This is a genomic window from Clostridium sp. YIM B02555, assembly GCF_022320955.1.
GTDB lineage: Bacteria > Bacillota > Clostridia > Clostridiales > Clostridiaceae > Clostridium > Clostridium saccharoperbutylacetonicum.
The window spans coordinates 292633-317642 of sequence record NZ_JAKJJY010000004.1 but is presented as its reverse complement, the minus strand read 5'-3'; the positions used below and the strand labels follow the sequence as shown (position 1 = coordinate 317642).

Here is a 25010-nt window from a genome sequence, read left to right as displayed (position 1 = left end):
CACCTCAAAATATCAGAGCAATCAACATGTCCTAAAGCTGATAGATCCACACCATAATTGGCATTGTTATAATGCAAACAATAGTAGTAACAACATTTATAGCACTAGCATATTCTTCATTCTTCCCAAAAATTTGAGCCATTTGAATAATTGTTACTGCTGAAGGCGTAAGTGTTGCCAGCAGACTTATAAGCAAAATCACCTTACCATCCGTTAATAAATTCGGCATTCCGCTATATTTAAGTAGAAGCAGAATTATAAATGGGCACAATATCATCTTAAGAAAAGTTACTATATAAATCCTTTTATAAGCAAATATTTGTTTAAACTTCATATTTCCAATAAGCATACCAATCATGATCATTGAAATAGGACCTATCATCACACTTACTGATTCCATAGTCTTTGAGATGATTTCCGGTAATTGAATCCCTGTAACAAATAATACTATTCCAACTAAAATAGTAATCATATTTATATTCAAAAAAATTTTTCTAAGATCTATTTTTCTTTCTCCACAAAGCAGCATTCTTCCATGCGACCATAAAAGAACTAATTGTACAGACAAGAAAGCACTAGAATAAATCACCCATTCCTTCCCCAATATAGAAGTTACAATTGGAATAATAAGATTTCCAGAATTTGAATACATTATTGATGCCTTTTCTACTGCATCTAAGCGAAATATCCTTCCAAGTACTGTTATTAAAATCAATAATGCAATGTGAATCAATACAGCTGCAATAACAGCAAGAATCAATCCATTACGTATACTTTCAGTATATTTAATCTGAAAGGCATTGATAATTACACAAGGCATTACCAAATAAATTGAAACAATTGAAAGACTTTTGCTTTCCTCTGCTTTTAACAATTTTGTTTTTACTAATATTATTCCCATAATCATAATTAAAAAAAGTACAACAATTTGTTTCATTAATAATAAGCTAATCATAATTCCCTCATAAATTTAAGAAAAACAGCAATACTTTGCTATTCCAAATAAATCACTTTCCTCTATTGTTTTTATAAAATTAAAATTCTTTTTAATCTATAGAGTTTTTGTATAATATTCTATTCCATTAGTTTCTCCTTTTGGATATCTCAACTTACTCTATAAAGTTTTTGTATAATAATGCCGTTTGCCTTTTATTGGATATTCTTCGAGTACAAATTTTTCTTCATAACCATACTTCTTATAAAACTCTGGTGCCTGAAAACTAAATGTATCCAAGAAAACGTACTTACAGCCTCTTTCCTTAGCTGTTTCTTCTGCCTTTTTTAAAATCTTGCTTCCTATGCTCTGACCTCTCACATTTTCACTTACCCATAAAAATTTTATAGTAAGCCAATTACCATGAGTATTTCCAATCAAGCCTCCTATCATTTCACCTTTTTCATCTTCTAAATAAACTCCTAAATCTTTTGGATTTTTATCTTCAATCCTAGCTAAATTGTATTCTAACAAATTCTTAAAAATACTTTCTTCATCTTGTTTTTTTATTTTATCAGTAACTTTAAATTTCATTTTAAGACTTTTCCTCTCTGTACTATTGCCTGCTATTCAAACTCTTTTATACTCTCATTTACTGTATCTTCACAAGCTCTCATTGCCATAATTGTTTTTTCTAGTAGTTCGTCTAAGCTCCATTCAAGCATTTCTGCTCCTTTTTTTATAACATCTCTTGAACATCCAGCAGCAAACTTTTTATCTTTAAATTTTTTCTTTAAACTTGAAAGTTCCATATCCATAACACTTTTTGATGGGCGCATTCTTGCAGCTGCACCTATAAGCCCTGTTAATTCATCTATAGCAAATAACACTTTTTCCATTATATGATCAGGTTTAATATCAACGCAGATTCCATATCCATGACTACAGATAGAATTAATCATTTCATTGCTTACTCCTGCATCTTTTAATAATTCTTGTGCTTTTACACAATGCTCTTCTGGCCACATTTCAAAATCAATATCATGTAAAAGTCCTACAATTCCCCAATATTCTGTTTCATTATTGTAACCTAATTGCTCAGCATACCATGTCATAACCCCTTCTACTGTAAGAGCATGTAATATATGAAATTGCTCCTTATTATATTTTTTCAATAAATCAACTGCTTCTTTTCTTGTAATAGTATTATTCATTAAACTTCCTCCATTCCTGAATAGTTCTATCTGCCTCATTTTCTTACCTCGATTATATCATAAATTTAGGTTTGCGTACTTATATATCTTTACTATAATTATACAATTCCAAAAATAATAAACCACAATTTGTTCTTGTGATTTTAAAATACTTTTCTAAGTGTTAGGTTTAATGTTATATTATAATGGAACTTTGACATATTTAAATAAGCATATCAAGCAAATATGCTATGAGATGTTCTTATATGCAAAAGAGTGACCTATTGTGGCATAGCTGCTCTTTTTATAGGCGAAATGATCCGTATTGCAGCATAGCTGCTCTTTTTATAGGTGTATGCCTTAATTAAAAAACTAAGAGGTAATTTACATGAAAACAATAGTCCCCCATTACTATAAAGATTTTAAATGCATAGCTTCAAAATGTACCGATACTTGTTGTGCCGGATGGGAAATTATAATTGATGAAGAGACCAATAAGCATTATAAGAAGGTATGTGGTGAGTTTGGTGAAAGGCTAAAAGCTAACTTAACCTTATATGAAGATGGAGAGTCTGGCTTTATATTGAAAAATAATAATTGTCCATTTTTAAATAAAAATAACCTCTGCGATATCTATACTGAACTTGGAGAAGAAAGTTTATGTTATACCTGTAAGACATACCCAAGATTCATAGAGGAGTATAGTGATATCCGTGAGATAGGAATATCTTTGTCCTGTCCTGAGGCTGCAAGATTAATTCTTAAAGATTCAAAACCAATTACTTTTGACGTTTCAGAAGATAATGAAATGATAGATATATATGATGATATAAATTTTGATATTTCCATGGAACTAATGTCAGCTAGAAAAGTGGCCTTAGATATGCTTCAAAATCATTCTATAGCTTTTAAGTGTAGAATTGCACTATTAATTAATTTTGCTCATGATATACAGGGAGAACTAAATAAAAATAATTTAACTAAGATTACTGAGATAGTAAATAACTATTCTAAGGAGCTCTATCAAAAAGAGCTTATTAGTCAATTTAATAAGTATAAAACCAAACAAGCTGATAAGTATAATAATGTGGGTAAATGCATGAATATATATAGAAAGCTTAATCCTATTAATGATAACTGGCCCAAAATAATAGAAAACGCTATTAACTGTTTTTATAAAATAAATGATGTTACTTTTTATGAAAAACAATATAATGCTTTTAATGAATACTATAAAAATAAAACTTACGAATATGAACATATAATGGTATATTTCATATTCCAATATTTTATGAAAGCTATTTTCGATGAAGAATTATACTCAAAAGTTACATTAGCTGTCATGAGCTATCTTGTTATTAAAGAATTAAATGTTGTACGCTGGATTGATAATAATTATAACTTTGATATAAATGATCAAATAGACATAACACATATGTATTCTAAAGAAATAGAAAATTCAGAAAAGACCCTTTATGATCTTGAAGAAATATTTAATACTAGTGAAATATTTGATTTAAAGAAATTGCTTATTTTAATAATGAATTAGAAAAAAAGTAGTCTATACCTTTTTTTAAAGATAGACTACCTTGACTGCCACCTGGTAAGTATCACCATAGGGCAGTCCCCATTAATATTTATCAACTACAGTTCCAAGCACTGCATGTTTTATCATAGGATTATTTTGAATAGCTTTAAGTTCTTTTGAACTTCCTACCACTACAGCTCCTATTATTTTAATATTATTTTCATCAATATTATTAATATACTCTGTATCTCCTAAATTTCTTAATTGGTTAATTGCGTCTTTGAAATGTAACATTCTTTCGTCTACATTATCATGATATTCTCCAGCCATATCCATTGATTTTATTCCAACAACATCAAAAGCAGGATTAACGTATTCAATTATATGTTTCTTTTCTTCTTCTGAATTATTATCAACCCAATAAAATGTTATCAAATTACTATCAAGCATTTTATTTACTTCTTCATAAGTGTATTGTTTATCAAAAGACAACCCCATTTCTACTATTTTATTATCTTCTATTTCATTTAGAAAATGAAAATCATTAATAATATTTTCTTTCCCTGTCTTTAATTCATCTTCTGTAACTTTATTTTTATCTGTTTCATAATTATATATATCTTTACCATAATGCACATATGGATAAAAAAAGTGTAATTCTCTTAAACCATAAGCATTGCTATCTCTTTTATTTATATCCTGACTTAAAGGAATATTACTTATAATATGTGATTCTTTATTATAAAAGCCTTTGTTACCAAGTCCACTTGAAGAATCGGTTGAAGAACCAGCAAAAATAACTCTGCCTCCTATTCTTTTTGATATGTCATAAGTACTTTCATATTTAAAATATCCTATTTCTCTACAGCTTTCTTTCCCTATATATTCATTGGGATATCTTACAATATACTCCAATTCCTGCATTTTTTTATCTTTAGCATAGGAAGTTTCAATATACTTATCGCTTTCAAATTCTAACAGTATACTACCGCCAATGACTATAGCTAACGTTGAAATAATTGCAATTATAATTAACTTCAAATTTAATTTGTTTCTTTTCTTCCTCACTTCATTCTTTATTTCATCTTCCATATTATCTGAAAATATATCATCAATCTCTTTACTCATACTTTTCACCTTCCCATATTTTCTTAAACTTATTTCGTGCCCTATAACATAAAGTCTTAGCTGAACCTTCTTCAATATTAAGAATATTTCCCATGCTCCTATATGATAAGCCCATACTATATTTTAAAACTAATAGATTTTTTTCACTTTCTTTCATTAATGATAGAACTCTATTAACCTCCAAAGCATTATCTATATGCATTATTTTAAAATCACTTTCAATAGTAGCTGACAATTCATCTGTTAGGCTTAGATTAACCTTACTCTTTTTATACAATGTGTAAAACCTATTAATAGAAACCTTAAACATCCATGCCTTAATATTTCCATCAATTAATATATCAATATTTTCATAAGTCTTAATGAAGGTTTCTTGAATAATATCCTCTGCATCTTCTTTGGATGCTCCTATTGAAATCAAATACTTATATATTAGTGATAAATATTTTTTTATCAAATTACATACTTCATCCTTAATGTTCATCCCCCCACATCTTTTACTTTTAATGGTACCACATATATATAACTTCCACATATAACAAAATGTGAACATAAAATTTAAATTTTCTCTCTAAACAATATTTCTTTTCTCCGTAATTTACATTGCCTTTAAATATATTCTTTAATTTTTGCTAAATAAAAAAGCACTGCACCAAATACATTAATTTAGTACAATGCTTGTATATGTTTGACCAGTACTTCTTTCATATACTCCTACCTTTCTTATTATTATGATTAACTTCTAAAAAAGAGTGAGATTCCTCCCACTCTAAAATTTCATTTAACTATTTGTATTGAATATCAACTGACTTTACAAGTTCATCTTATATTACCAATACAGAAATATACTCTCTTTTATTATTCTAAATCTGCACCATTTGATCCAATTACTTTTTTATACCAATAGAAAGAATCTTTTCTACTTCTGGCCATGGTACCTGTTCCATCATCATGCTTATCTACATAGATAAAGCCATAACGCTTTCTCATTTCTCCAGTACCAGCACTAACTAAGTCAATACAGCCCCAAGTTGTGTAAGCAATAAGGTCAACACCATTATTAACTGCTTTTTCCATAGCTTTAATGTGCTCACGATAGTAATCAATACGATATGGATCATGAATAGAACCATCTGCTTCTACTGTATCAAAAGCTCCTAAACCATTTTCTACTACTAATAATGGTTTTTCATAACGGTCATAAATCATTTCTAAATAATATTGAAGTCCATCTGGATCTAAAGCCCAGCCCCAATCAGAATAAGTCAAATATTCATTACGTGCTCCAGCTGAAAAATTTCCTCCTACCATGTCTTTAGTATCATGAGTTGTAACGTTGTTTGACATATAGTAAGAAAATGAATACATGTCTACTGTACCATTTTTCAAATCAATTAAATCTTGTTCTGTAATATCTAATTTCACATTATGCTCTGCCCATAAACGCTTTGCATAAGTTCCATATTTTCCTTTACATTGAACATCTCCACAATAGAATATGCCTTTTTCCCAAGTGTGACGATTAAGTAAGATGTCTTTTGGATCACAAGTTCCTGGATAGAAGGTTATTCCACAAATCATACATCCAACCATGTTTTCACTATCTATTTCATGACCAGCTTGAACTGCTCTAGCACTTGCAACAAGTTGATTATGTAAAATTTGATATCCATCTTTATACATTTCATCCGTAGCCTTATTGCCAAACATCTCTAGGAACATTACAGTATTATTTATTTCGTTAAAGGTTAACCAGTATTTAACTAGTCCTTTGTATTCATTAAAGCAAGTACGCGCAAATCTTTCATAGAATTCAATTAATTTACGATTTGTCCATCCACCATAATTTTCTTCTAAATAAAGTGGTGTATCAAAGTGCCAAATTGTAACTAATGGCTCAATATTGTGTTTTTGGCATTCTTTAAATACATTACGATAAAATTCAATACCTTTTTCATTTGGAATTTCTTCATCTCCTTTTGGATATAAACGGGACCAAGAGATAGACATACGGAACATTTTAAAGCCCATTTCAGCAAATAAAGCTATATCTTCTTTGTAATAGTGATAAAAATCAATTCCATCATGATTAGGATATAATTCAGTATCTAAAACAGCATATTTTGCTCCTTCAGGAATTTTCATACCTCTTCCTGCTTTTCCCGGCTTTCCATCTTTATCAATATAAGTTATCATTCTAGACTCTTTTACAGAACCTCCAGTTGTAACATCTGTCATAGCAGGTCCACGTCCATCTACATTCCATGCACCTTCGCATTGGTTTGCAGCTGTAGCTCCGCCCCAAAAAAATCCTTCTTTAAAGCTCATAATATTTCCTCCTCTAAGTTAATTTTTTATAACAAAAGCAATCAGTGGTGTGATCATTAACCATTCCTACTGCTTGCATAAAAGAATAACAAATTGTACTTCCTATAAATTTAAAACCATCTTTTTTTAATTGTTTACTCATTTTATCACTTAATTCATTTGAAGCTGGAAGCTCTTTTATACTGTTCCAGGAATTAATGATTGGCTTATTATCTACAAACTTCCATATATAATTAGAAAAAGAGCCATACTGTTTTTGAATTTCTAGAAAAGCTTTTGCATTGGTCACAACGCTTTCAATTTTTCTTCTGTTACGAACAATACCTTTATTCTCCATCAATTCTTCTAACTTTTCTTCTGTGTAGTTTACAATTATCTCCGCCTCAAAATTATCAAAAGCTAGTTTATAATTTTCTCTTTTTTGTAAAATAGTCCACCAGCTTAAACCAGCTTGAGCACCTTCTAAGCACAGCATTTCAAATAGTTTTCTATCATCATATACTGGTACTCCCCATTCTTTATCGTGATACTCAATATATAAATTTTCTTTTGTAACCCACTCACATCGTTTACTTATTTGAATCACTTCCTTTATAACCTTTAAGTAATTATTTCACCTTAAATCTTCTTCTATTTAGGAAACAGGAATATATGTAGCTTTATCTCTTGGCATTAAAAACCACTGTTCAACTGTATTTATCCATTTATTAAAATGTTGAGTTTTAATGTGTTCATTTACATCCTCTTCTGTTTTGTATCCTTCATAAAGTAAAAATTTCGTTGAATCGTCTTTACATTGGAAAAAGTCAAAGCATATAATTCCTTTTTCCTTTAATGAATTGTTTTGATTTTCTTTAGTTGCTTCAATAAATTCCTTTATATGCTCTGTTTTCACATAAAGTGTTACACTTTTTACAATCATAATTAAATTCTCCTTTATATACTATATAAAATTCTCATAAATTAATTATAGCATATTATATAGAAGTATTAGTTTATAATATTATTTTATAACATATTTTTAGGTACTCTTCATAAAGGTAATTAAATCCTATTACATTCTCAACATTCCCAACCCACAATTTGCATTGTTTTATTATAATATCATATATGTTTAAAAAATCACTAGAATATTTCTAGTGATTTTTTCTATTCTGTAGGTGCTTTTTTGAAACCATCTGCCTGATAGGCAATAATAGGTATAATATAATTATTTAATTTTATATTTTTTCAAGCTGTTATCCATGTTTGCTGCTATACTATTTAATTCTATTGCTGATACTGACATTTCTCCAAAAATTATTGATTGTGTTTCAACACTTGCCGCTAATTCTTCACTAGCAGCTGCAGTTTCCTCAGAGACGTCTGCTGTATGTTCAATACTATTTAACGCTTCATTCTTTAATATCTCCATCTTATTTATTACTTCACTTGTGTCCTGAATTTTGTATGTAATTGATTTGATTGCCTCTGCTATTCTATTAAAAGAATTCTCAGTTTGATCAACTGATGAAAGCTGTTCCTTTGAAACATTTTGCATTAATTTCATTGCATTCATTGCTTGATCAGAATCTTTTTTTATGTTTCCCATCATATTTCTTATTTCTTCTGTTGATTTTTTACTTTCTTCTGCAAGTTTTCTAACTTCATCAGCTACTACTGCAAAGCCTTTACCAGCATCCCCAGCTCTTGCAGCTTCAATATTAGCGTTAAGAGCTAAAAGATTAGTTTGTTCAGCTATATTTTGTATTGTTGTTACAAACAAATCTACATTTTGAAGAGTTACTGTTAGATTTTCTACTGCTACAAATATTTCTTCAGAAGCTACATTATAATCATCAGATTTTTCTCTTAGGTCTCTTACGCTGGAAATTCCAGCTCCATTTAATTTATTTACATTATCTGTTTCTAAAATTACATCATTATAACGATCCTTAACAAGTATTATATGATCAGATAAATTCTCTATCTTATCAACACTTTTTTGAATTTCAGTTACTTGTTCTGTAGCTCCTACTGCAATTTGGTCAATTGTTTTTTCTATTTCTGTTACTGAACTCATAGCTTGTTCTACTTTATCTGACATATTAAAAGACGCACTAACAATAGCTTTCGTAAGCTTATAGGTTCCTTCTATAATTCCTTTCATCTCTGCAGTTATAGAATTTAAGTATGTACCAGCATTTTTCAACAATTTATTATCTTTTAAATCCAATTTAACAGAAAGATCACCCGAATGGATTAAATCAGCTATATTTCCAAAATCATCAACTGTCTTCTTTATAAATACTGTAAATACAATAAAAATCATAACTTCAATACATATATTTGATATTATACACAAAAAAATCAAATCTAGTGAATTATCAAAATGGGTAACCTCCTTTAGTATTGTACCTGAAATTATACCAATAATCACTGCTAGTGATATTAATAATAATGCTACTGTTGTAAAAACTTGTTTTAATAATCCCATTAAATTAGTTATTTTAAAATTTTTTAATTTCTCCATTAATATTCCTCCTACCACAATTACTTATTGGGGAGTTTAACATAGGATTATTAACTCAATTTAAACTTTAATGTTAATTTTAAATTAAGCAACTTAAAAATTCTTTAAATATATTAACTTCATGAGTTTACATTCAATTAATATTTGTTAGTTATAATTGTGTATACTTCAATTTACCAAAAAGCATATTTAAAATATAGTATAATTAATATGATTAAGGAGGGTATCTAAATGTTTCATATTTTAATAGTTGAGGATGATAAGGAACTCTGCGAGTTATTTAGTGCTGTTCTACTTAAAAATGGATATAAAACCACTTGTGTAAATGATGGCATTGAAGCTCTCAATGCTTTAGATAAAGAATATATTGACTTAATTCTTTCTGACATAATGATGCCTAATATGGATGGTTTTGAACTTATTAAATCTATTCGAGATGCGCAATTCAATCTTCCAGTACTTATGATTACAGCTAAAGAAAGTTTTCAAGATATTAAGCGCGGTTTTTCACTTGGAATAGATGATTATATGATTAAGCCTATTAATGTTAATGAAATGGTTCTTAGAGTTGGTGCATTACTTAGAAGAGCAAAAATTATAAACGAAAAAAAGCAATATGTTGGCAAAACCTTATTAGAATATGATTCTTTATCTGTAATTCAAAATGGTGAATCAATCGTACTCCCCCAAAAAGAATTCTATATTCTATATAAATTAGCCTCTTATCCAAAGCGTATCTTCACAAGACAAGAACTTATGGATGAATTTTGGGGACTTGATTCAGAAACAGATATTAGGACAGTAGATGTACATATTAATCGACTTAGAGATCGTTTTAGGCTTAATGATGATTTTGAAATAATAACTGTAAGGGGCCTTGGATATAAGGTGGTGCATAAACATGAATAACAAGAAACCTTTAAAGCCATTATTTATTTGTTCAATAATAATTTTTGTGATTATGTTAATATCAACTATAATTTCTTTTAGTTTAAATAATTATTTTAATTTAGTTCCTATCCAAACTTCCACTTCAGTAATCTGGCCAATTATTAATATATATCTTGTCAGTTTGATTATTGGAATATTTGTTGTAGCTATCGTAGGAAGAATAATATTACTTCCAATTTTAAAAATTAGTGATGCTTTAATGGAAGTTGCAAAAGGTAATTTTAATATCAAAATAAACGAAGAAGAACATCTTGTAAAAGAACTAGAAAATATGTCTCATAACTTCAATATCATGGTAGGTGAGCTCAATAATATTGAAACTTTTCGTAATGATTTTATTGCCAATGTTTCTCATGAGTTTAAAACCCCTATTGCTTCTATAGATGGTTATACTATGCTTTTGCAAGATAATACTTTGACAGAAGAAACTAGAAATGAGTATATTGAGAAAATACTTGGAAATACAAAAAGACTATCCAATTTGGTTTATACTATTTTACAAATTTCAAAGTTAGAGAATCAAGGAATTATCACAGAAAAAAGTAACTTTAAATTAGATGAGCAGTTTAGGCAAACCTTATTATTTCTAGAGCCAAAATGGTCATCTAAAAATATTGACCTGGATATTAGCTTAGATGAAGCTATTTTTTATGGAAATGAAGAATTACTGTCGCAAGTATGGGTAAATATATTAGATAATGCAATAAAGTTTACCCCTCATAATGGATTGATTATTTGTACCTTAAGACATTCCTCTAACTGGATTACGATAACCATTTCTGATACAGGTATTGGAATGACACAAGAGGTTAAAAAACATATTTTTGATAAATTTTATCAAGGTGATAAGTCCCATTCTTCTGAGGGTAATGGTTTAGGACTAGCCCTAGTAAATAGAATTATCAACTTATGCTCAGGCATAATAGAAGTTAATAGCGAATTAGGAAAAGGCTCTACCTTTATTATCAAATTGCCTTGTTAATATTTTTTTAGAACAAAAGTGGCTGCGCCAAGCTCTCTTTTAATCACATTTTTACAAGCCATATCATTCTTAAGCGTTTATATAACTGGCTTAAATAATCGAAATTTTTATACTTTCACGGACAATTAAAAAGGATATCTTATTTCGATATCCTTTCCAATTCAATATTTCTTTAGTTTTAAAGATAACAAAAAATATTTATTCTCTTCCTAACAAATATCTCTTTACACCAATCCATGCAAGCCCTTTACAACACTCATTAATTGGTTTAAGCTCTTTTCCTTCCATTCTCTTTTCAATTTCTTTAAGACTAAAGCCTTCCTTAAATAATAAACCTTTTACTTTATCATTTTGAATAGCTTTATTAGGACATCCATAAAAACATCTTAAACACATTATACAATTATTTTTAAACATAGGCTTATCCTCTTTAAGTTCTATATTCCCCATTGGACAATTTGAAGAACACCAGCCACAACCAGTACACACTTCATTTGCCATAAGGTCTTTTGAAAAATTTCTTACAGCGTTTTTCTCAACATTTGTTATCGGCATCAAAACTCTTGTACTAATTTTAAATCTGCTTCTATGCCTTTTACCTGAAAAAACATCTTCTAAGATATTATTAATATTCATAGGTATACTATTAATAAGATGCATTGCCATGTCATCATTTACTTTACAAAGCATATTTGCAGGCATAACCATCATTTTTTCATAAATGACATCATAACCTTTCCCTTCTATTCCTTTTATAGTTGCTACTCTACATGATGTATTTGGCCAAATCTCTCCTCCACCAGACACTGAAACAACAACTACAGGTAATTTATTTGTTTTTGGCAAATTTTCTACCCATCTATCCACAGGTCTAGGCGCCCCAAAGGCATAAACTGCATATAAAACAATAATGAGGTCTACTTCCTTCACTATATCCTGATATTTATCTTTGTAATTAGTAAATTTTGAAAGGTCCATTGAGTGAATTATTACTTCACATTTTCTTTCAATTAAACTTTCTTTAAATACCTTAGCTACTCTTTCAACTCCTCCAGTTCCAGAATAATATGAAACTAATACTTTTTTTATTTTCCCCATAATTTGCACCTTTCATTTTTATTTTATAATATACCTATAAGTCGGTATTATTAATATTTATTTTAATGGAAAATAAATTTCAATTTGTGATGCTTCATTTTCAGCTCCTAAAAATTTTTCTGTATAACATTCTAAATCATCTCTATCATCAAGCTGAAAATTGCTATTAGGTAACCAAATACCCCAAATATAATAATAAGTATAAATCAAATTTTCAACTGTACCTTTATGTATAAATTTAGCATACTTTCCACCACTAATCTCTTTTAACTTCATACCTTTTGGGACATGATTATCAGGTGTTGTTTCAATTCCTATAAATAAAGTAGCTTCACTATTTTTATTAAATGTATTTTGGGAGCATGTATCACCTGTTTCATAAATACTATACCTATTATTATTCATTGAAATATAATTTTGCTTCACCAATTGTGCATTTAGCTTTTCCCACATATTAATTGTGTTATTATTTTCAATACTCATGCAAAATCTAAATCCTGCAATATATTTAGGTTCAAGCATCACTATTTCTGGTGACAGATTCGAATAGTCTAATTCTGCTATTTTATTAATTTCAATAGGCTGATGACACCCAATCAACCTATCAACACCATTTTTTCTGTATTCAGTGGGTGTAATTCCATACCTCTTTCTAAAAGCTCTTGTAAAACTTTCTGCCGACTCAAAATATAGTGAAATTGCAATATCTAAAATTTTTTTGTTGCTATATATAAGTTCACTTGCTGCTTGAGTCAATCTTCTGCTTCTAATATAATTGCCAATAGTTTCTCCCATAACTGCTTGAAAATAACGATGAAAATGATAGTAAGAATAGGAAACTGCATTAGCAACTGATTCTACAGTCAAAGGCTCATACAAATTTGTTTCAATAAATATAATTGCTCTTCCAATGATTTGCTTATCCTTCAATGCAGTCTCCTCCTTTTTAATAAGTAATATTGTAAAAATCTTTTTCTGCCTTTTCACATGGAAGATTTACAATAACTTCTTCTTCTTGTAATTTTTCTACCATAAAAGTTTTCCAATCATTTGCTTTTGGCGAACCAAATGTCATTTCTATTTTTTTATCAGTTGTATCAAACAACATAGAACGTAAAGTCCCAAAAAACTCAGGATAATAATGACAACACAATCCTTGTGGATAAGAGGTTGAAAGTATATTCTTCAAGTCATTTGCTGATACTTTTTCTTTTTCAGAAAACATTTTTTCTATTGTTTTATAACGAATTACTGAATTTTCAATAATCATCTTTTCATATGGCTTTACTTCCTGTAAAACAGTGTGATTTGTAGAAATTAAAAAATTTTGCTCAGAGTCCTTATGCAAAATCCGATATGCTTTATGACCATTTATACACTGCAATAGTGCAATATTATCGCTACTATCTGCAAGCATTAAATTTATGTTATAGCCAATAGGTGCATCAATTGCCCAAGAAATAGCTTCCTCAATATTTTTGCAATTTTCTAAAATACTTCTTATAACAACCCAAAAAGAGAAACCAGTCACACCTGCTTTTTCTCCTCCTTCAAAGTTACCAACTGGCAATCCATTACTAGCTTTACAAGCTGCTAACCCATGCTCATTCATTCCATCACATCTACCAAATAAGTTGAGAGTAGAACCAATATGACTATACTTTCCACTAATAGCTGTATATGCAAAACACATTTCTTCCATTTCATCATTAAAGTCATAGTTTCGTGCCATCAAAGTGTGTCCAAAATCAGTTTTGTTTGGAGCTGCAGAAATCAAACTGCATCCACGCTCTAAATATGTCATAGCATAAAAAACAGCTTGCTCTTTTGAAATTCCAATTGTATCTGCAAAACCTTTTATTTCCTCATTTACACCACTGCTATATTGGTCAAGCAAATTGAATATTTCTGTTAATTTACTTTGAGGATAAGCCTTTGGTGGTAAAATCACCTTTTTCAATAAATTAGGCTGTGCTAAAACCCAATTTCCAATCTTTGTACCAACTTCATAACTTGTTCCTACAAAATTCTTTAAATATGACTTAGTTTTTTTCATAATAAGCACCTCATCTTTCAAAAAAAATTATAAGATAAGGCAAACGTACATACTTGATATTTTCTGCGATTTTTACAATTATACTTAAATAATATTATTATCTATTCTTTCCAGATAACCTTAAATTCTTCACATACAACAAGCATATTCTTATTATAAGCTTTTATTGTCTATTTATTTTTCTCGTTTTGCTCTTTAAGTAAATTCCTTATTTCAACTAAAAGCTTATTATTTTCTTTTAATAATTTAGTATTTATTGATTTATCAATTGCCATTTGAATTATAATGTAAGAGGCAAATATTAATAGTATTATTAAAAAAACCAAAATATCACGTCCTCTCGACAAATATTAAATTTAATATTAATATGAATTCCTCTTTACCAATGTATTTCTAATCCAACTCCAACTTCTTTAACTGGTATTTCTTTATGTATTTCTGCTTTAACAGCAAAAGATGTACAGTGACAAGGATATAGTTCTTTTACTTTATTTTGTTTCAGATAATTTACTGTATTCTTCACTTGCTCATTTACTTCAAATAAATGAAAGCCACCTATAATTCCTAAAACTCTATCTTCATTACAAACTTGTTTTGCATACTCAACTATATTGCAAATTCCGCTGTGGGAACATCCTGTAATAATATAGATTCCATTATTACATTTATATACAATCGCTGTATCATCCATTACATAATCATCTACTGTCGTTTCCCCATCTATTTGCTTACCAATAGCTTTCCTCTTTTCAAAATTGTTGCTTTGAGGGATTTCTCCTAAAAAAATCATATTTTCACTTATTCTTGTAGGTTCTTTTGAAAGAATCAATTTGCATTTCTCTTTTAATTCCTCCTGTAAAATAGGAGAAGAAATTTTTAAATTTCCATTTATTTTTTCTTTAAACGCATCTGGATGAGCAATAACATTAATATTTTTTCTATCATTTTCTTTAAAGTAATATTGTAGTCCTCTTGTATGATCATCATGACCATGTGAAATAATAATAGTATTTATTTCATTTAAATTTACACCTAATTCATATGCATTCTTAATAAATAAGTCAGAATATCCTACATCTAATAATAATTTTGTATTTCCATCTTCAATATAATAAGAAACAGCCGGTTCTCCACAGTAATATTGATCAATATAAGTGTTGTTATCTACTAAAACTTTTAATTTCAATTTCTTGTCTCCTATCTTTAACATAACTGACTATTATGACAGTATAGGTTTTTGCATAAATTTTTCTGTATCTCTTTCGAAACCATACTGTTTATATAATCCATGTGCATCCTTTGTAAGTAATAGTCCACGCAAGTTTTTCAAATCAACATCATTAGTAATAAATTCAATAAGTACTTTTCCTAGCCCCTTTCCTCTATGTTCTTTGTCAATAATCACATCACATAAATAATAAGTAGTAGCATAATCTGTAATAATCCTTGCAAAGCCAACTTGAGTTCCATTGTTTTTGAAAATTCCATAACATATAGAATTTTGAATTGATTTAATTATAGTTTCTTCTGGACGATCAGCTGCCCAATATGTTTGTTTCAATAAATTCTTTATCATATCCATCTGTAATTTTGATTTGTCTTTGCTAATGTAATATCCTGTTATCATTCTTTAACCTCCTATAAAATCATTTAAAATTATTAAACTTCCTTTTATAATTATTTTAATTTCTTCCCTAAGGTCAGAGTCAATAAAAATTTAATTAAAGGCCATAAACACTTTTTACAAGGTTTATAGCCTTAATTTTTATAATTTATTTTTAGTTTTTAATAACTCTAATATATATTTTCTTTAATAGCATCACCAATCCATAAATAACAACTAAATTAATGAATAAACCAAGTATATTTATATACATTCCTCTATTTCCATTAAAAATATTATTAAAAAGTTGATAACTGCCTTCATTCCCTTGGTATATTGACCAATAGTTACATGGAAATCCAAAATTATATACTATTGAAGTTCCATTATTTATTATATTAGCTGGTATAATAAACGAAGCAATTATAAGTATAAATATACTTATTTTAAATTCATAAGATCTAAATCTCCTCATTTCATTCACCACTTTCTATAATATTATTTCACATATTTATATAATTTATTATACAACATTATCCATTTTTAGCATACTTCTATTTCAAAATGCACATAATTACTTATTTTTCCTCCAATTAGTAAAGAAATCATTCATATTATTTGGCTTCCATTCAGTTTCTGCTTTTGCTCCTTGAGCTATCCAAGGATATGGTTCTAGAATTATATTTATATTTGAATTTTTATTCTTTAACTGTTTAATTAAATCTATTGCTTTATTTTCACTTGTTTTATTAATTAACATATTATTTGAATCAATATCATTTACTTCAACAATTACAGGTATATTTATAGTATTTAATTGAAACTTATTTATATCATTTAATGCTTGTTCAATAGTATAATCTGTTGATAAATTTCTTGATTTAAGCTTTTTCCCATCAATTGTCCACCCAATTTTTGAATTTAGCGTTTTATCATTATGATTCAGAACATGCTCTTCCACACTCCGATAATAATTTACACTGCTCATCCTCGTTTAAATTTTCTAATCCTTTTTCAAAACCACTAAACCAATATTTTAAAAAATCACTCATTTGAAACCTCCATTAATTAAAAGTGGGCCATTTAGTTTTATTCATATGATATACTTGCTTTTGTTTTCTATTTATGATTATATCTATTTCATCACAACATAATTTTCCAGCTAAATATCATTCCTTTTTTAATTCTTTTCTCCATTTATTAATAGTACAGTCTCTAGATTTGATATAAATTAAGCACGCTTTAGTAGAATTACGTATTAAAAAAATCGTAAATTCAATCTCTTGAATAATACGATTTTACAATTTGCTATTTATTTTTAGTGATTCATACTTTAATAACATTACGCAACATCTGATTTTCAATAAAAATAATTTCGAACTTCCATCTAAAAAACATAAACTTAATAATATTTTAAATCAGAGTTGCTTGGAAACATAATATACCATTACTAAATCCATTGATAAGATTTCCTTCATGTTTTATATACACTGGTGTACATCCATATACAGGGTAAATATATTTCACTTCTATTTCATTAGTTTTAGTTGTATCACAAAGTTCTTTTAGAATAAACATTCCCTGTACAACTGGATTTTCTGTAAGATGAATGGAATTTGTATCTCCTGTTAAATGACTAAAATCTGCAATTTCTTCTTTTGAAAAACTACGCCATAAAGTTCCAGTATCTTTAATAATTTCTGGTTGAACAGAGTCTTTAACTGTTACATTCATCATTAAATAAACTGTCAATGATTCTGCAATTTCATTATCAATATATCCATTACAGTTGATTACACAAAGTCGCCTATTACTTTTTATAACTTCATTTTTATAAGTTTCTTTATGTGATTTAGGTTGAAACTGTTGATATTTTATTTTAGCAATAAATGCCCCATCATAAAAAAAATCTTCCTTTGTAGTAAATGCTCTAAATAAATCAATCATTTCATTTCTTCTCCTATCAATATATTTTCTATTCGCTATTATGAAATATTTTAAGAATCCTAAAACATCTTTATAGAATATTTTTGATTTTTCCATATCATTTACAACTAACATAGGATTCCTAAATTTCATATATTTCACCCCTTCAAATTCAATCCTTTGGTATATTTATTTTTTAATAGTAGAAAGCAATATTTTCAAAAAAATATCGCAAATCTATTCTGTTTTGAGCTGCTTCCTGTCAATTAAACAGTGGCAGTTCATTACGAATAGTGCGATATTTTACTTTATCATTTAATTTTGAGATATAATAACATATATTCAAATTAATTTATATATATGAATTTACTTATATTCTAGCGAATTGCTCCATTTTTAAAGTTATCATACCACTGCTTCAATTCTTCTTCATTGTCAATCTCTAATAATTTAAAAATTTCATAAGCAAATTGAACCGCTGCAGTTTCATTTGCAGTAATAACTTTATTGTCAACAACTACTTGTGCTGGAATATAAAATGCTTCTCCCATATATCCTTCTTGATTTGTAAATAATTCTAGATTATCACCTGTATGCTTAACATTATTAAGTAGTCCATGCTTACATAAAAAAGTGGTTGCACCACAAATGGCAGCCACAGGAATCTGTAATTTCATTATCTTCTTAATAAATTCTGCAATCTCATCATAATCATTTTCCTCCCAAGAAAGACCACCTGGAAGAATAACCATAGCAAGGTTATTAAAGCTCTGATAATCATTTATGATGCAGTCAACAGATGCATTAATGCCACCCATTGATTTCTTTGGCATATCATCAACTGCAATTGTTTTTACCTCATAATCTGAAAAAGAATTAAGAACTGCAATGGCATAACTTGCTTCCCAATCATTCCATTGCTCTGTCAACAAAATTAACACTTCATTTTTAATATTATTCATCATATCCTCCTGTTTTTAGAAAGGTTAAAACATAATCACCCTTTCCATGTTTTTAAAAAATATAAGTTTATTCAATTTCATATGTATCAACTCCTTCCTTAACAATAGAATATATAAATAATAATTTTTCGTGAAACACTATTTTTCAATCTATATTTCAAATTACTATCCATATTAATCTAATTATACCATTTTCATAAAATATTACACTATTAATTTTCAAAGAACGAGTTTTCTATAATTGATTCCCAACTAATTTCACTATTATTCTAACAGGAATTTTATTCTAGGATCATTCTTTACAAAATCAAGAGTTTTATCTTTTTTTATTCTCATTTTGGCTAAGTTCTCATACTTATCTTTACTCCAACTATTGAGAGACTTCCATTTCCTATGCCTATATAGCCTTTTCTTGATATGATCCATACTGTCAGCTTCATTTACCATATTTATAATAAGTTCTATAGTTTTTTCTTTATCCTTTTTTTCTTTGGCTAAATATAAATCAAAACTATATTTTTGATATCCCCCTAAATCAAATGCTTCAGCTACTTTTTTAGCTCGCTCTGTATATTCTTCTGCTTCACTAAATTTATTTTCTTTTAATAACATCCTTATTATTAAAAATAAAGCAGATATTGTTTCTTGTGCATCCTTAAACAGTATGTCCTCACAAATTCCATAAGCCTCCTCAATTTTTTCACTGCTTTCAAGTATTAGTGCCTGTTGTATTTTTTTCTCTGTGTCTAACTCAAGGTCTGGAATTTTATCTAAAATTTCTTGAGCTTTTTCATGCTCTTTTCTCTCTCTATATATTGCAGCTAATGATATCTTTGCCATAGATGCTGCTTTTTCATTGCTGCTTGCTGTTACTAACTCAATCCAAGCAATAATTTTCCTTTCATATTTATCTTTTTCCTCAAGCTTAGATGTAACTAAAAACAATCTTAATATTGATGCTATTCTTAATATTAAATCATCACTATTCGAATATTGTTTAATTAAATCACTGCCTCTTTCAAAAGCCTTTTGATATCCCTCTTTTGATGCCATTTCACTAATCTCTTTTCCAAATTTATTTACTTCTGAAGCTGTTAACTCTTCATTAAAGGCTAATAAAGTATTAACATCAATTTTTAAAATTCGTGCAAGCGGTGACAAAAGCGTTATATCTGGATAAGATATTCCATTTTCCCATTTATTAACTGCTGGTGCACTAATATTTAAGTAATTAGCAACTTGCTCTTGAGTAAGATTTTCTTTCTTTCTACATTGTCTAATAATTTCACCTATTTTCATAATAATAACTCCCTCATTTATCTATATATTGCAATTATCAATGTTCAATACTCACTGATCAATGAATGTTGATTTTCTTTGGAAATCTTTATATCTTGAATGATTCTTTTTGCATCATATATATACATTTAATTAACTTTAACTTCGTTAATTAAATCATAACAAAGCTACCTAATTTAAACAATTGAAGCATTATCATTTTTTGTTCATAAAAATTAACCATTGGTTAATTTGATTTTGATAAAATATACACATTAGAAATGGCAGCTATGCTGCATATCAGAACATTTTATGCAGGCGAATATGATTTGTTTTTTATTCTTCTCTTATACACAACTCACTTAAATAGCCTTTTTCATATATTATCCACAGATTTTGCTGCATTATAAATTCCTCGTAAAGAATAAAAAATCGCAATTCATTATGAACTACGATTTTCAAAGTTGCTTTAAAAATAAAACCTATCTATTTTTTCTTTTCAAGGGTATAAATAAATCTATTTGATCAAACTTTTTATCTTTTGAATCCAGCGTAGTAAAATATTCATATACATTCATATGCTCTTCAAGATAGCCACACATGCCTTCTGGTTCTCTATTATAATCTAGTTCATACTCATCATTATTATTTGCCCATTTCTCTAATTGCTGCCATTCGCTAAAATTTCCAAATTTAATGCAGTGAGCTCCATACAAGCCTCCAGCAAAGCTCTTTTTTTCTAGCGGTGCCATTACTTTAAAATCTTTTGGTATTGTAATCCAATATTCATATCCATAGTTTCCTTCTGAATCTTGTTGTCCAGGGTTATTAAAACCATAAAGCTTTGCATCTGGTTTATATTTTAATAATTCACTTTTCTCAATAAATTCTATAAGCTTTTTCAGTGCCATATCTTCAGGTTCTTTCCCATATGCACAAATTGAAGCTGCTTTTATAGGTGGTAAGTATACTATTCTTACATTTTTTAAGGTATTTAATATATTATTAGCCATTTTCAAATCCTCCATTCCTATTTTCTTTGCAATAAATGATTTGTTTATATCAGCTATAGCTAAAATAGTATGAATAAGGGTTTCATCATCTAATACCTTTTCAAGCATATTTTTTTCATTTATAACCATTAATTTATCAATGAACATTAACATTGCATTTTTCACATTATCGAGAGCATTAATATCATGGTTTAATTCTTGTAATTTATCGTTCAAGACTTCTATAGCATACGACATTTCATTATTTTTTAATATCTGTTCAATTTCTTTCAATGACAATCTAAGCTTTCTCAAAACCATAATTTGCTTAAGTCTTTTTATAACACTATCATCATATGTTCTATACGCATAACCTTCTTTTTTTAAGCTCTCGATTAATCCAATCTCTTCATAATATCTTAAGGTCCTTGTTGAAATTTTAAATGCCTTAGATACTTGACTAATGGTCTGCAGTTCCATTTCAAATCCCCCTTCAACACTAGTATAATATATTACGTCGCGTCAAAGTAAATAAATAACATTAATTTATTAAAATCTAAAGCAATTTGTCTTCCTGTTAACCAAAAAGACTTATATACTTTCCAATTTTTCATAACATAGATTCCGAAACACCTGACAATATTTACGGAATCCACTTTGCCCAATTAAGTAAATATTAGGCATATAACTCATTCTTTTTTGTGAATATGCAATACGTTCCATTCCATTATCTACCCCTGTATGATTACTAAGTGCTATCTCAACATTTTTGTTTTCTGCCTGCTCCATAAAGTAATCCAAGGACTTCATATAAGTGATAATATCTGGTAAGTTTCTTGGTGGATTAGGACCTCCCCATAAGGCTGCTTGATATATACTATTGTTTTCTGTTACATTAAATATAAAGCTAAGACCTCCTGGTGTATGCCCTGGAGTCCCATAAACATAAATTGTTTTATCACCAAGAGTAATTATGTCACCATCTTTCACATAAACATCTATATTATAGTCCTTCCAGGTTTCAGGCCTATTCTTTTTTGCTGGTTCCTTTTCCCAAAATATATCATCTCTTTTTGATAGATATGTTTTAGCATGAAAAGCATTTACAATCCATTTTCCACATCCAGTATGGTCAACATGTCCATGAGTTAATACTAATTTTTTTATTTCTTCTGGCTTCCACCCAACCTCTTTAATTGCAGAAATAATTGCATTAAATGCCTCTTCACATGGCCAAATAGCATCTATTATAATTAATCCTTTTGTTGTTTTCAAAACAAAACAATTAGTTTCTTTTTGTGCAACTATAAGTAAATCATCAAATATCAGTACATGAGTAAAATAAGACATATCTTCAATTGCTTTTATTGTTTCCATTGTAATAATTAGTTTTTCCAGTCTAGACATTTTATAGTTCACTCCTATTTCGCTAATCTATTACAAATATTTATTCAACCACTGCTTGAAAAATTCCATTTGTTCTTCTGTATGAAGATACTTTAACAAAAATATATCTTCTATGAAATTATAATGCTGTAATTCTTAATTTACCTAGTTCACAAATGATTATGTAATAAACTTGTCCACTATAAATAACCAAGACATAAATAATATTTCAAACCATCATATCAACAATATAAAATATCATCCTTCTAATTACATATTTGCATTTGTACCCTTATACAAAACGCTTATAGCCCCTGCAATTAAAATCATCCCCATAAATGCTGGGGCTGCGTGTCCAAGTGATACATAAATCTGACCTCCTATCACCGGGCCAATTACTCTTGCTAAAGCCTGAATGGACTGGCTTCCTCCTTGAACTCTTCCTTGTTCTCTAGAAGTTACTGACTTAGAAAGCATACCATTAAAGGAAGGTCCAAAGATTGAATCACCAAAGCCAAATATAAACATTCCAGCGATAAAAAGAGGATAAAACGAACTTAAAGTTGATAGTGCAATAAGACTATAACCTATAATCTCTGAGAGCATTCCAAGAATTGCTATCTGTTTATCACTAAGTTTTATTAAAAGCTTTGGCATTATAAAACCTTGTGAAATGATGTCTTGAAATCCAATAATTGAAAGCATTAGTCCAATTAATGTAGGTTTCCAATTGAAAGTATCCATTGTAAATTGAGAAAAAACCGCCTGAAATGAACCATTAGGTATCCAAAGTAAAAAAGCTGAAATAAGCAACCTTTTTAAGCTTTTCATTGAAAGTATATTTGCAAGCTGCGTAAATGGATTTAGTCTTACAAATGTAATTTCTTTCAATCTATTATTCTTATCAAGGCTCTCAGGCATAAAGAAGAATCCGTATGCAACATTCAATAAAGTTATTATTGCTCCAAAATACATTGGCACTGAATAACCAAACTTTGAAAGTACTCCTCCTAGAGTAGGACCAATTACAGTTCCTACACCTACAACTGCACTCATCCATCCAAAGTATTTAGTTCTCTTTTGGGGAGGAATTATATCTCCAAAATATGCAAAGATAGTGCTTATGTCACCACCTGTTATGCCTTCAATTATTCGGCCTGCAAATAGTATCCATAGAGCTCCCCCTATCCCAAAAATTAAGTACCCAATTGCAGAACCTAAAAGGCATACTATTAATACTGGGCGACGCCCATATTTATCGCTTAAAGCTCCAAGTGCAGGTGCTGCAAAGAACACGCAGATTGCATAAACAGACATCAGTAGCGTAACAACTATTGCTTGCTCTCCTTCATTACTTACATAGGGCTGTACTAAAAATGGAATAACAGGAGTTATTATGCTGAAGCCTATTCCACATAAAAATACAGATATAAGGCCAAAAATCAAAGCATGTTTATCTACAGTTTCTTCTATTTTATTTTCTTTGTGTGATTTAAATTTATCCATTTAATTCTCCTAACTAAATTTATTTTGTTTCCCAGGAAACATATTTATCATACCACCTTTTTGTTTCCTAGTCAACAAAATAATAAACAATAAAAATGCAGCCTATTCTCCATAGAATTTAGCTGCTCGTAATTCGATGTTCGCATTTATTCTGATTTTATGTCTAAGTCCAGTTTCTTTATTTCTTTATCCAAATGCTCACTATACTTATTAATAAACGTAAGCATACTATCAAATTGTTCCTCCGTTACCTTTTCAAATACAACTTTATCCCTTTCTTGAAACTCTTTATGCAGTTTATCATGAATTTTATAAATTTTTTGTCCTTGCTCAGTAAGTTTAAAATAAATTTCTTTTTTATTATCTGGCTTTTGATAACTTTCTATAATACCTTTCTCTATAAGCTTCTTAGTCATTTTGCTTATGGCTCCCCTTGTCATATAAAGGGATTCAGCAAGTTTTGTGACATTTGGCTCTACATTTCTTCCAATACATTCTATGTAATGCACTTCTGAAGACTTATAGCCCTTTAGACTATCTTCCATCTTAGATTTATTAAGCCAAGCCATCTTGTTATATAATTCCCTAAAACCAATTAAAACTTGTTCTTCCTTTTTCATTGTATCTCCTCCCACCAATATGTTACT

At 28.8% G+C, this 25010-nt stretch carries 26 protein-coding genes; 3 read left to right on the top strand and 23 right to left on the bottom strand.

From position 1 onward, the window contains the following. Positions 1-31 precede the first annotated feature (31 nt). From L3B98_RS09065 to L3B98_RS09055, 3 genes are all read right to left on the bottom strand, one after another. Positions 32-955 (bottom strand): AEC family transporter, encoded by a 924-nt coding sequence (locus L3B98_RS09065; protein ID WP_238916387.1) that lies wholly within the window; start codon positions 953-955, stop codon positions 32-34. 159 nt (positions 956-1114) lie between these two features. Further along, entirely contained in the window at positions 1115-1528 is a 414-nt protein-coding gene (locus tag L3B98_RS09060) for a GNAT family N-acetyltransferase (protein ID WP_238916386.1), read from the bottom strand. A gap of 32 nt (positions 1529-1560) precedes the next feature. After that, entirely contained in the window at positions 1561-2148 is a 588-nt protein-coding gene (locus L3B98_RS09055; RefSeq protein ID WP_238916385.1) for a hydrolase, read from the bottom strand. 367 nt (positions 2149-2515) lie between these two features. Between L3B98_RS09055 and fliB the strand changes: the two genes are divergently transcribed. Next, positions 2516-3676 (top strand): flagellin lysine-N-methylase, encoded by a 1161-nt coding sequence (gene fliB / locus L3B98_RS09050; RefSeq protein ID WP_238916384.1) that lies wholly within the window; start codon positions 2516-2518, stop codon positions 3674-3676. A gap of 81 nt (positions 3677-3757) precedes the next feature. On the opposite strand, the gene L3B98_RS09045 is transcribed toward fliB, so the two are convergent. From L3B98_RS09045 to L3B98_RS09020, 6 genes are all read right to left on the bottom strand, one after another. Then, complete coding sequence (locus tag L3B98_RS09045) at positions 3758-4783, bottom strand: anti sigma factor C-terminal domain-containing protein (RefSeq protein ID WP_238916383.1); 1026 nt, start codon at positions 4781-4783, stop codon at positions 3758-3760. Continuing rightward, positions 4776-5267 carry a sigma-70 family RNA polymerase sigma factor gene (locus tag L3B98_RS09040; RefSeq protein WP_236907818.1) on the bottom strand — a complete coding sequence of 164 codons (492 nt, stop codon included), beginning with the start codon at positions 5265-5267 and terminating at the stop codon, positions 4776-4778. The genes L3B98_RS09045 and L3B98_RS09040 overlap by 8 nt, the downstream gene beginning before the upstream one ends. Before the next feature lie 374 nt (positions 5268-5641). Further along, positions 5642-7111: a family 1 glycosylhydrolase gene (locus tag L3B98_RS09035; protein WP_238916382.1), complete on the bottom strand. Its 1470-nt coding sequence runs from the start codon at positions 7109-7111 to the stop codon at positions 5642-5644. Positions 7112-7124: 13 nt separating this feature from the next. Continuing rightward, positions 7125-7697: a DNA-3-methyladenine glycosylase I gene (locus L3B98_RS09030; protein ID WP_238916381.1), complete on the bottom strand. Its 573-nt coding sequence runs from the start codon at positions 7695-7697 to the stop codon at positions 7125-7127. A gap of 48 nt (positions 7698-7745) precedes the next feature. Then, positions 7746-8033, bottom strand: coding sequence for an antibiotic biosynthesis monooxygenase (locus tag L3B98_RS09025; RefSeq protein ID WP_077362466.1), 288 nt, complete (start codon positions 8031-8033; stop codon positions 7746-7748). 288 nt (positions 8034-8321) lie between these two features. Next, complete coding sequence (locus L3B98_RS09020; protein ID WP_238916380.1) at positions 8322-9623, bottom strand: methyl-accepting chemotaxis protein; 1302 nt, start codon at positions 9621-9623, stop codon at positions 8322-8324. A gap of 231 nt (positions 9624-9854) precedes the next feature. Between L3B98_RS09020 and L3B98_RS09015 the strand changes: the two genes are divergently transcribed. Continuing rightward, the gene (locus tag L3B98_RS09015) at positions 9855-10532 is read left to right on the top strand and encodes a response regulator transcription factor (RefSeq protein WP_238916379.1); all 678 of its coding nucleotides are present in this window, start codon (positions 9855-9857) and stop codon (positions 10530-10532) included. After that, complete coding sequence (locus tag L3B98_RS09010) at positions 10525-11556, top strand: HAMP domain-containing sensor histidine kinase (protein WP_238916378.1); 1032 nt, start codon at positions 10525-10527, stop codon at positions 11554-11556. The genes L3B98_RS09015 and L3B98_RS09010 overlap by 8 nt, the downstream gene beginning before the upstream one ends. Before the next feature lie 198 nt (positions 11557-11754). On the opposite strand, the gene L3B98_RS09005 is transcribed toward L3B98_RS09010, so the two are convergent. From L3B98_RS09005 to L3B98_RS08940, 14 genes are all read right to left on the bottom strand, one after another. Then, a complete protein-coding gene (locus tag L3B98_RS09005; RefSeq protein ID WP_238916377.1) occupies positions 11755-12654 on the bottom strand; it encodes an EFR1 family ferrodoxin in 900 nt (299 codons plus the stop codon). Between the two features lie 57 nt (positions 12655-12711). Continuing rightward, positions 12712-13584, bottom strand: a complete 873-nt coding sequence (locus L3B98_RS09000) for an AraC family transcriptional regulator (protein WP_238916376.1) — start codon at positions 13582-13584, stop codon at positions 12712-12714. A 16-nt stretch (positions 13585-13600) separates the two neighbouring features. Next, complete coding sequence (locus tag L3B98_RS08995) at positions 13601-14710, bottom strand: C45 family peptidase (protein ID WP_238916375.1); 1110 nt, start codon at positions 14708-14710, stop codon at positions 13601-13603. A 379-nt stretch (positions 14711-15089) separates the two neighbouring features. After that, positions 15090-15896 carry an MBL fold metallo-hydrolase gene (locus tag L3B98_RS08990; protein WP_238916374.1) on the bottom strand — a complete coding sequence of 269 codons (807 nt, stop codon included), beginning with the start codon at positions 15894-15896 and terminating at the stop codon, positions 15090-15092. 33 nt (positions 15897-15929) lie between these two features. Further along, positions 15930-16337, bottom strand: a complete 408-nt coding sequence (locus tag L3B98_RS08985; protein WP_238916373.1) for a GNAT family N-acetyltransferase — start codon at positions 16335-16337, stop codon at positions 15930-15932. Positions 16338-16488: 151 nt separating this feature from the next. Continuing rightward, positions 16489-16788, bottom strand: a complete 300-nt coding sequence (locus tag L3B98_RS08980; protein WP_238916372.1) for a hypothetical protein — start codon at positions 16786-16788, stop codon at positions 16489-16491. A 99-nt stretch (positions 16789-16887) separates the two neighbouring features. Further along, complete coding sequence (locus L3B98_RS08975) at positions 16888-17274, bottom strand: hypothetical protein (RefSeq protein ID WP_238916371.1); 387 nt, start codon at positions 17272-17274, stop codon at positions 16888-16890. Positions 17275-17726: 452 nt separating this feature from the next. Continuing rightward, on the bottom strand, positions 17727-18260 hold the full coding sequence (locus L3B98_RS08970) for a MaoC family dehydratase (RefSeq protein ID WP_238916417.1): 534 nt from the start codon (positions 18258-18260) through the stop codon (positions 17727-17729). 356 nt (positions 18261-18616) lie between these two features. Beyond that, entirely contained in the window at positions 18617-19201 is a 585-nt protein-coding gene (locus tag L3B98_RS08965; RefSeq protein WP_238916370.1) for a type 1 glutamine amidotransferase family protein, read from the bottom strand. Between the two features lie 264 nt (positions 19202-19465). Continuing rightward, the gene (locus L3B98_RS08960; RefSeq protein ID WP_238916369.1) at positions 19466-20500 is read right to left on the bottom strand and encodes a helix-turn-helix transcriptional regulator; all 1035 of its coding nucleotides are present in this window, start codon (positions 20498-20500) and stop codon (positions 19466-19468) included. A gap of 461 nt (positions 20501-20961) precedes the next feature. Further along, positions 20962-21951, bottom strand: a complete 990-nt coding sequence (locus tag L3B98_RS08955; RefSeq protein WP_238916368.1) for a MerR family transcriptional regulator — start codon at positions 21949-21951, stop codon at positions 20962-20964. 111 nt (positions 21952-22062) lie between these two features. After that, a complete protein-coding gene (locus L3B98_RS08950) occupies positions 22063-22878 on the bottom strand; it encodes an MBL fold metallo-hydrolase (RefSeq protein WP_238916367.1) in 816 nt (271 codons plus the stop codon). 249 nt (positions 22879-23127) lie between these two features. Further along, complete coding sequence (locus L3B98_RS08945) at positions 23128-24363, bottom strand: MFS transporter (protein ID WP_077362426.1); 1236 nt, start codon at positions 24361-24363, stop codon at positions 23128-23130. A 146-nt stretch (positions 24364-24509) separates the two neighbouring features. Then, the gene (locus L3B98_RS08940; RefSeq protein ID WP_015392447.1) at positions 24510-24983 is read right to left on the bottom strand and encodes a MarR family transcriptional regulator; all 474 of its coding nucleotides are present in this window, start codon (positions 24981-24983) and stop codon (positions 24510-24512) included. Positions 24984-25010: the final 27 nt, after the last annotated feature.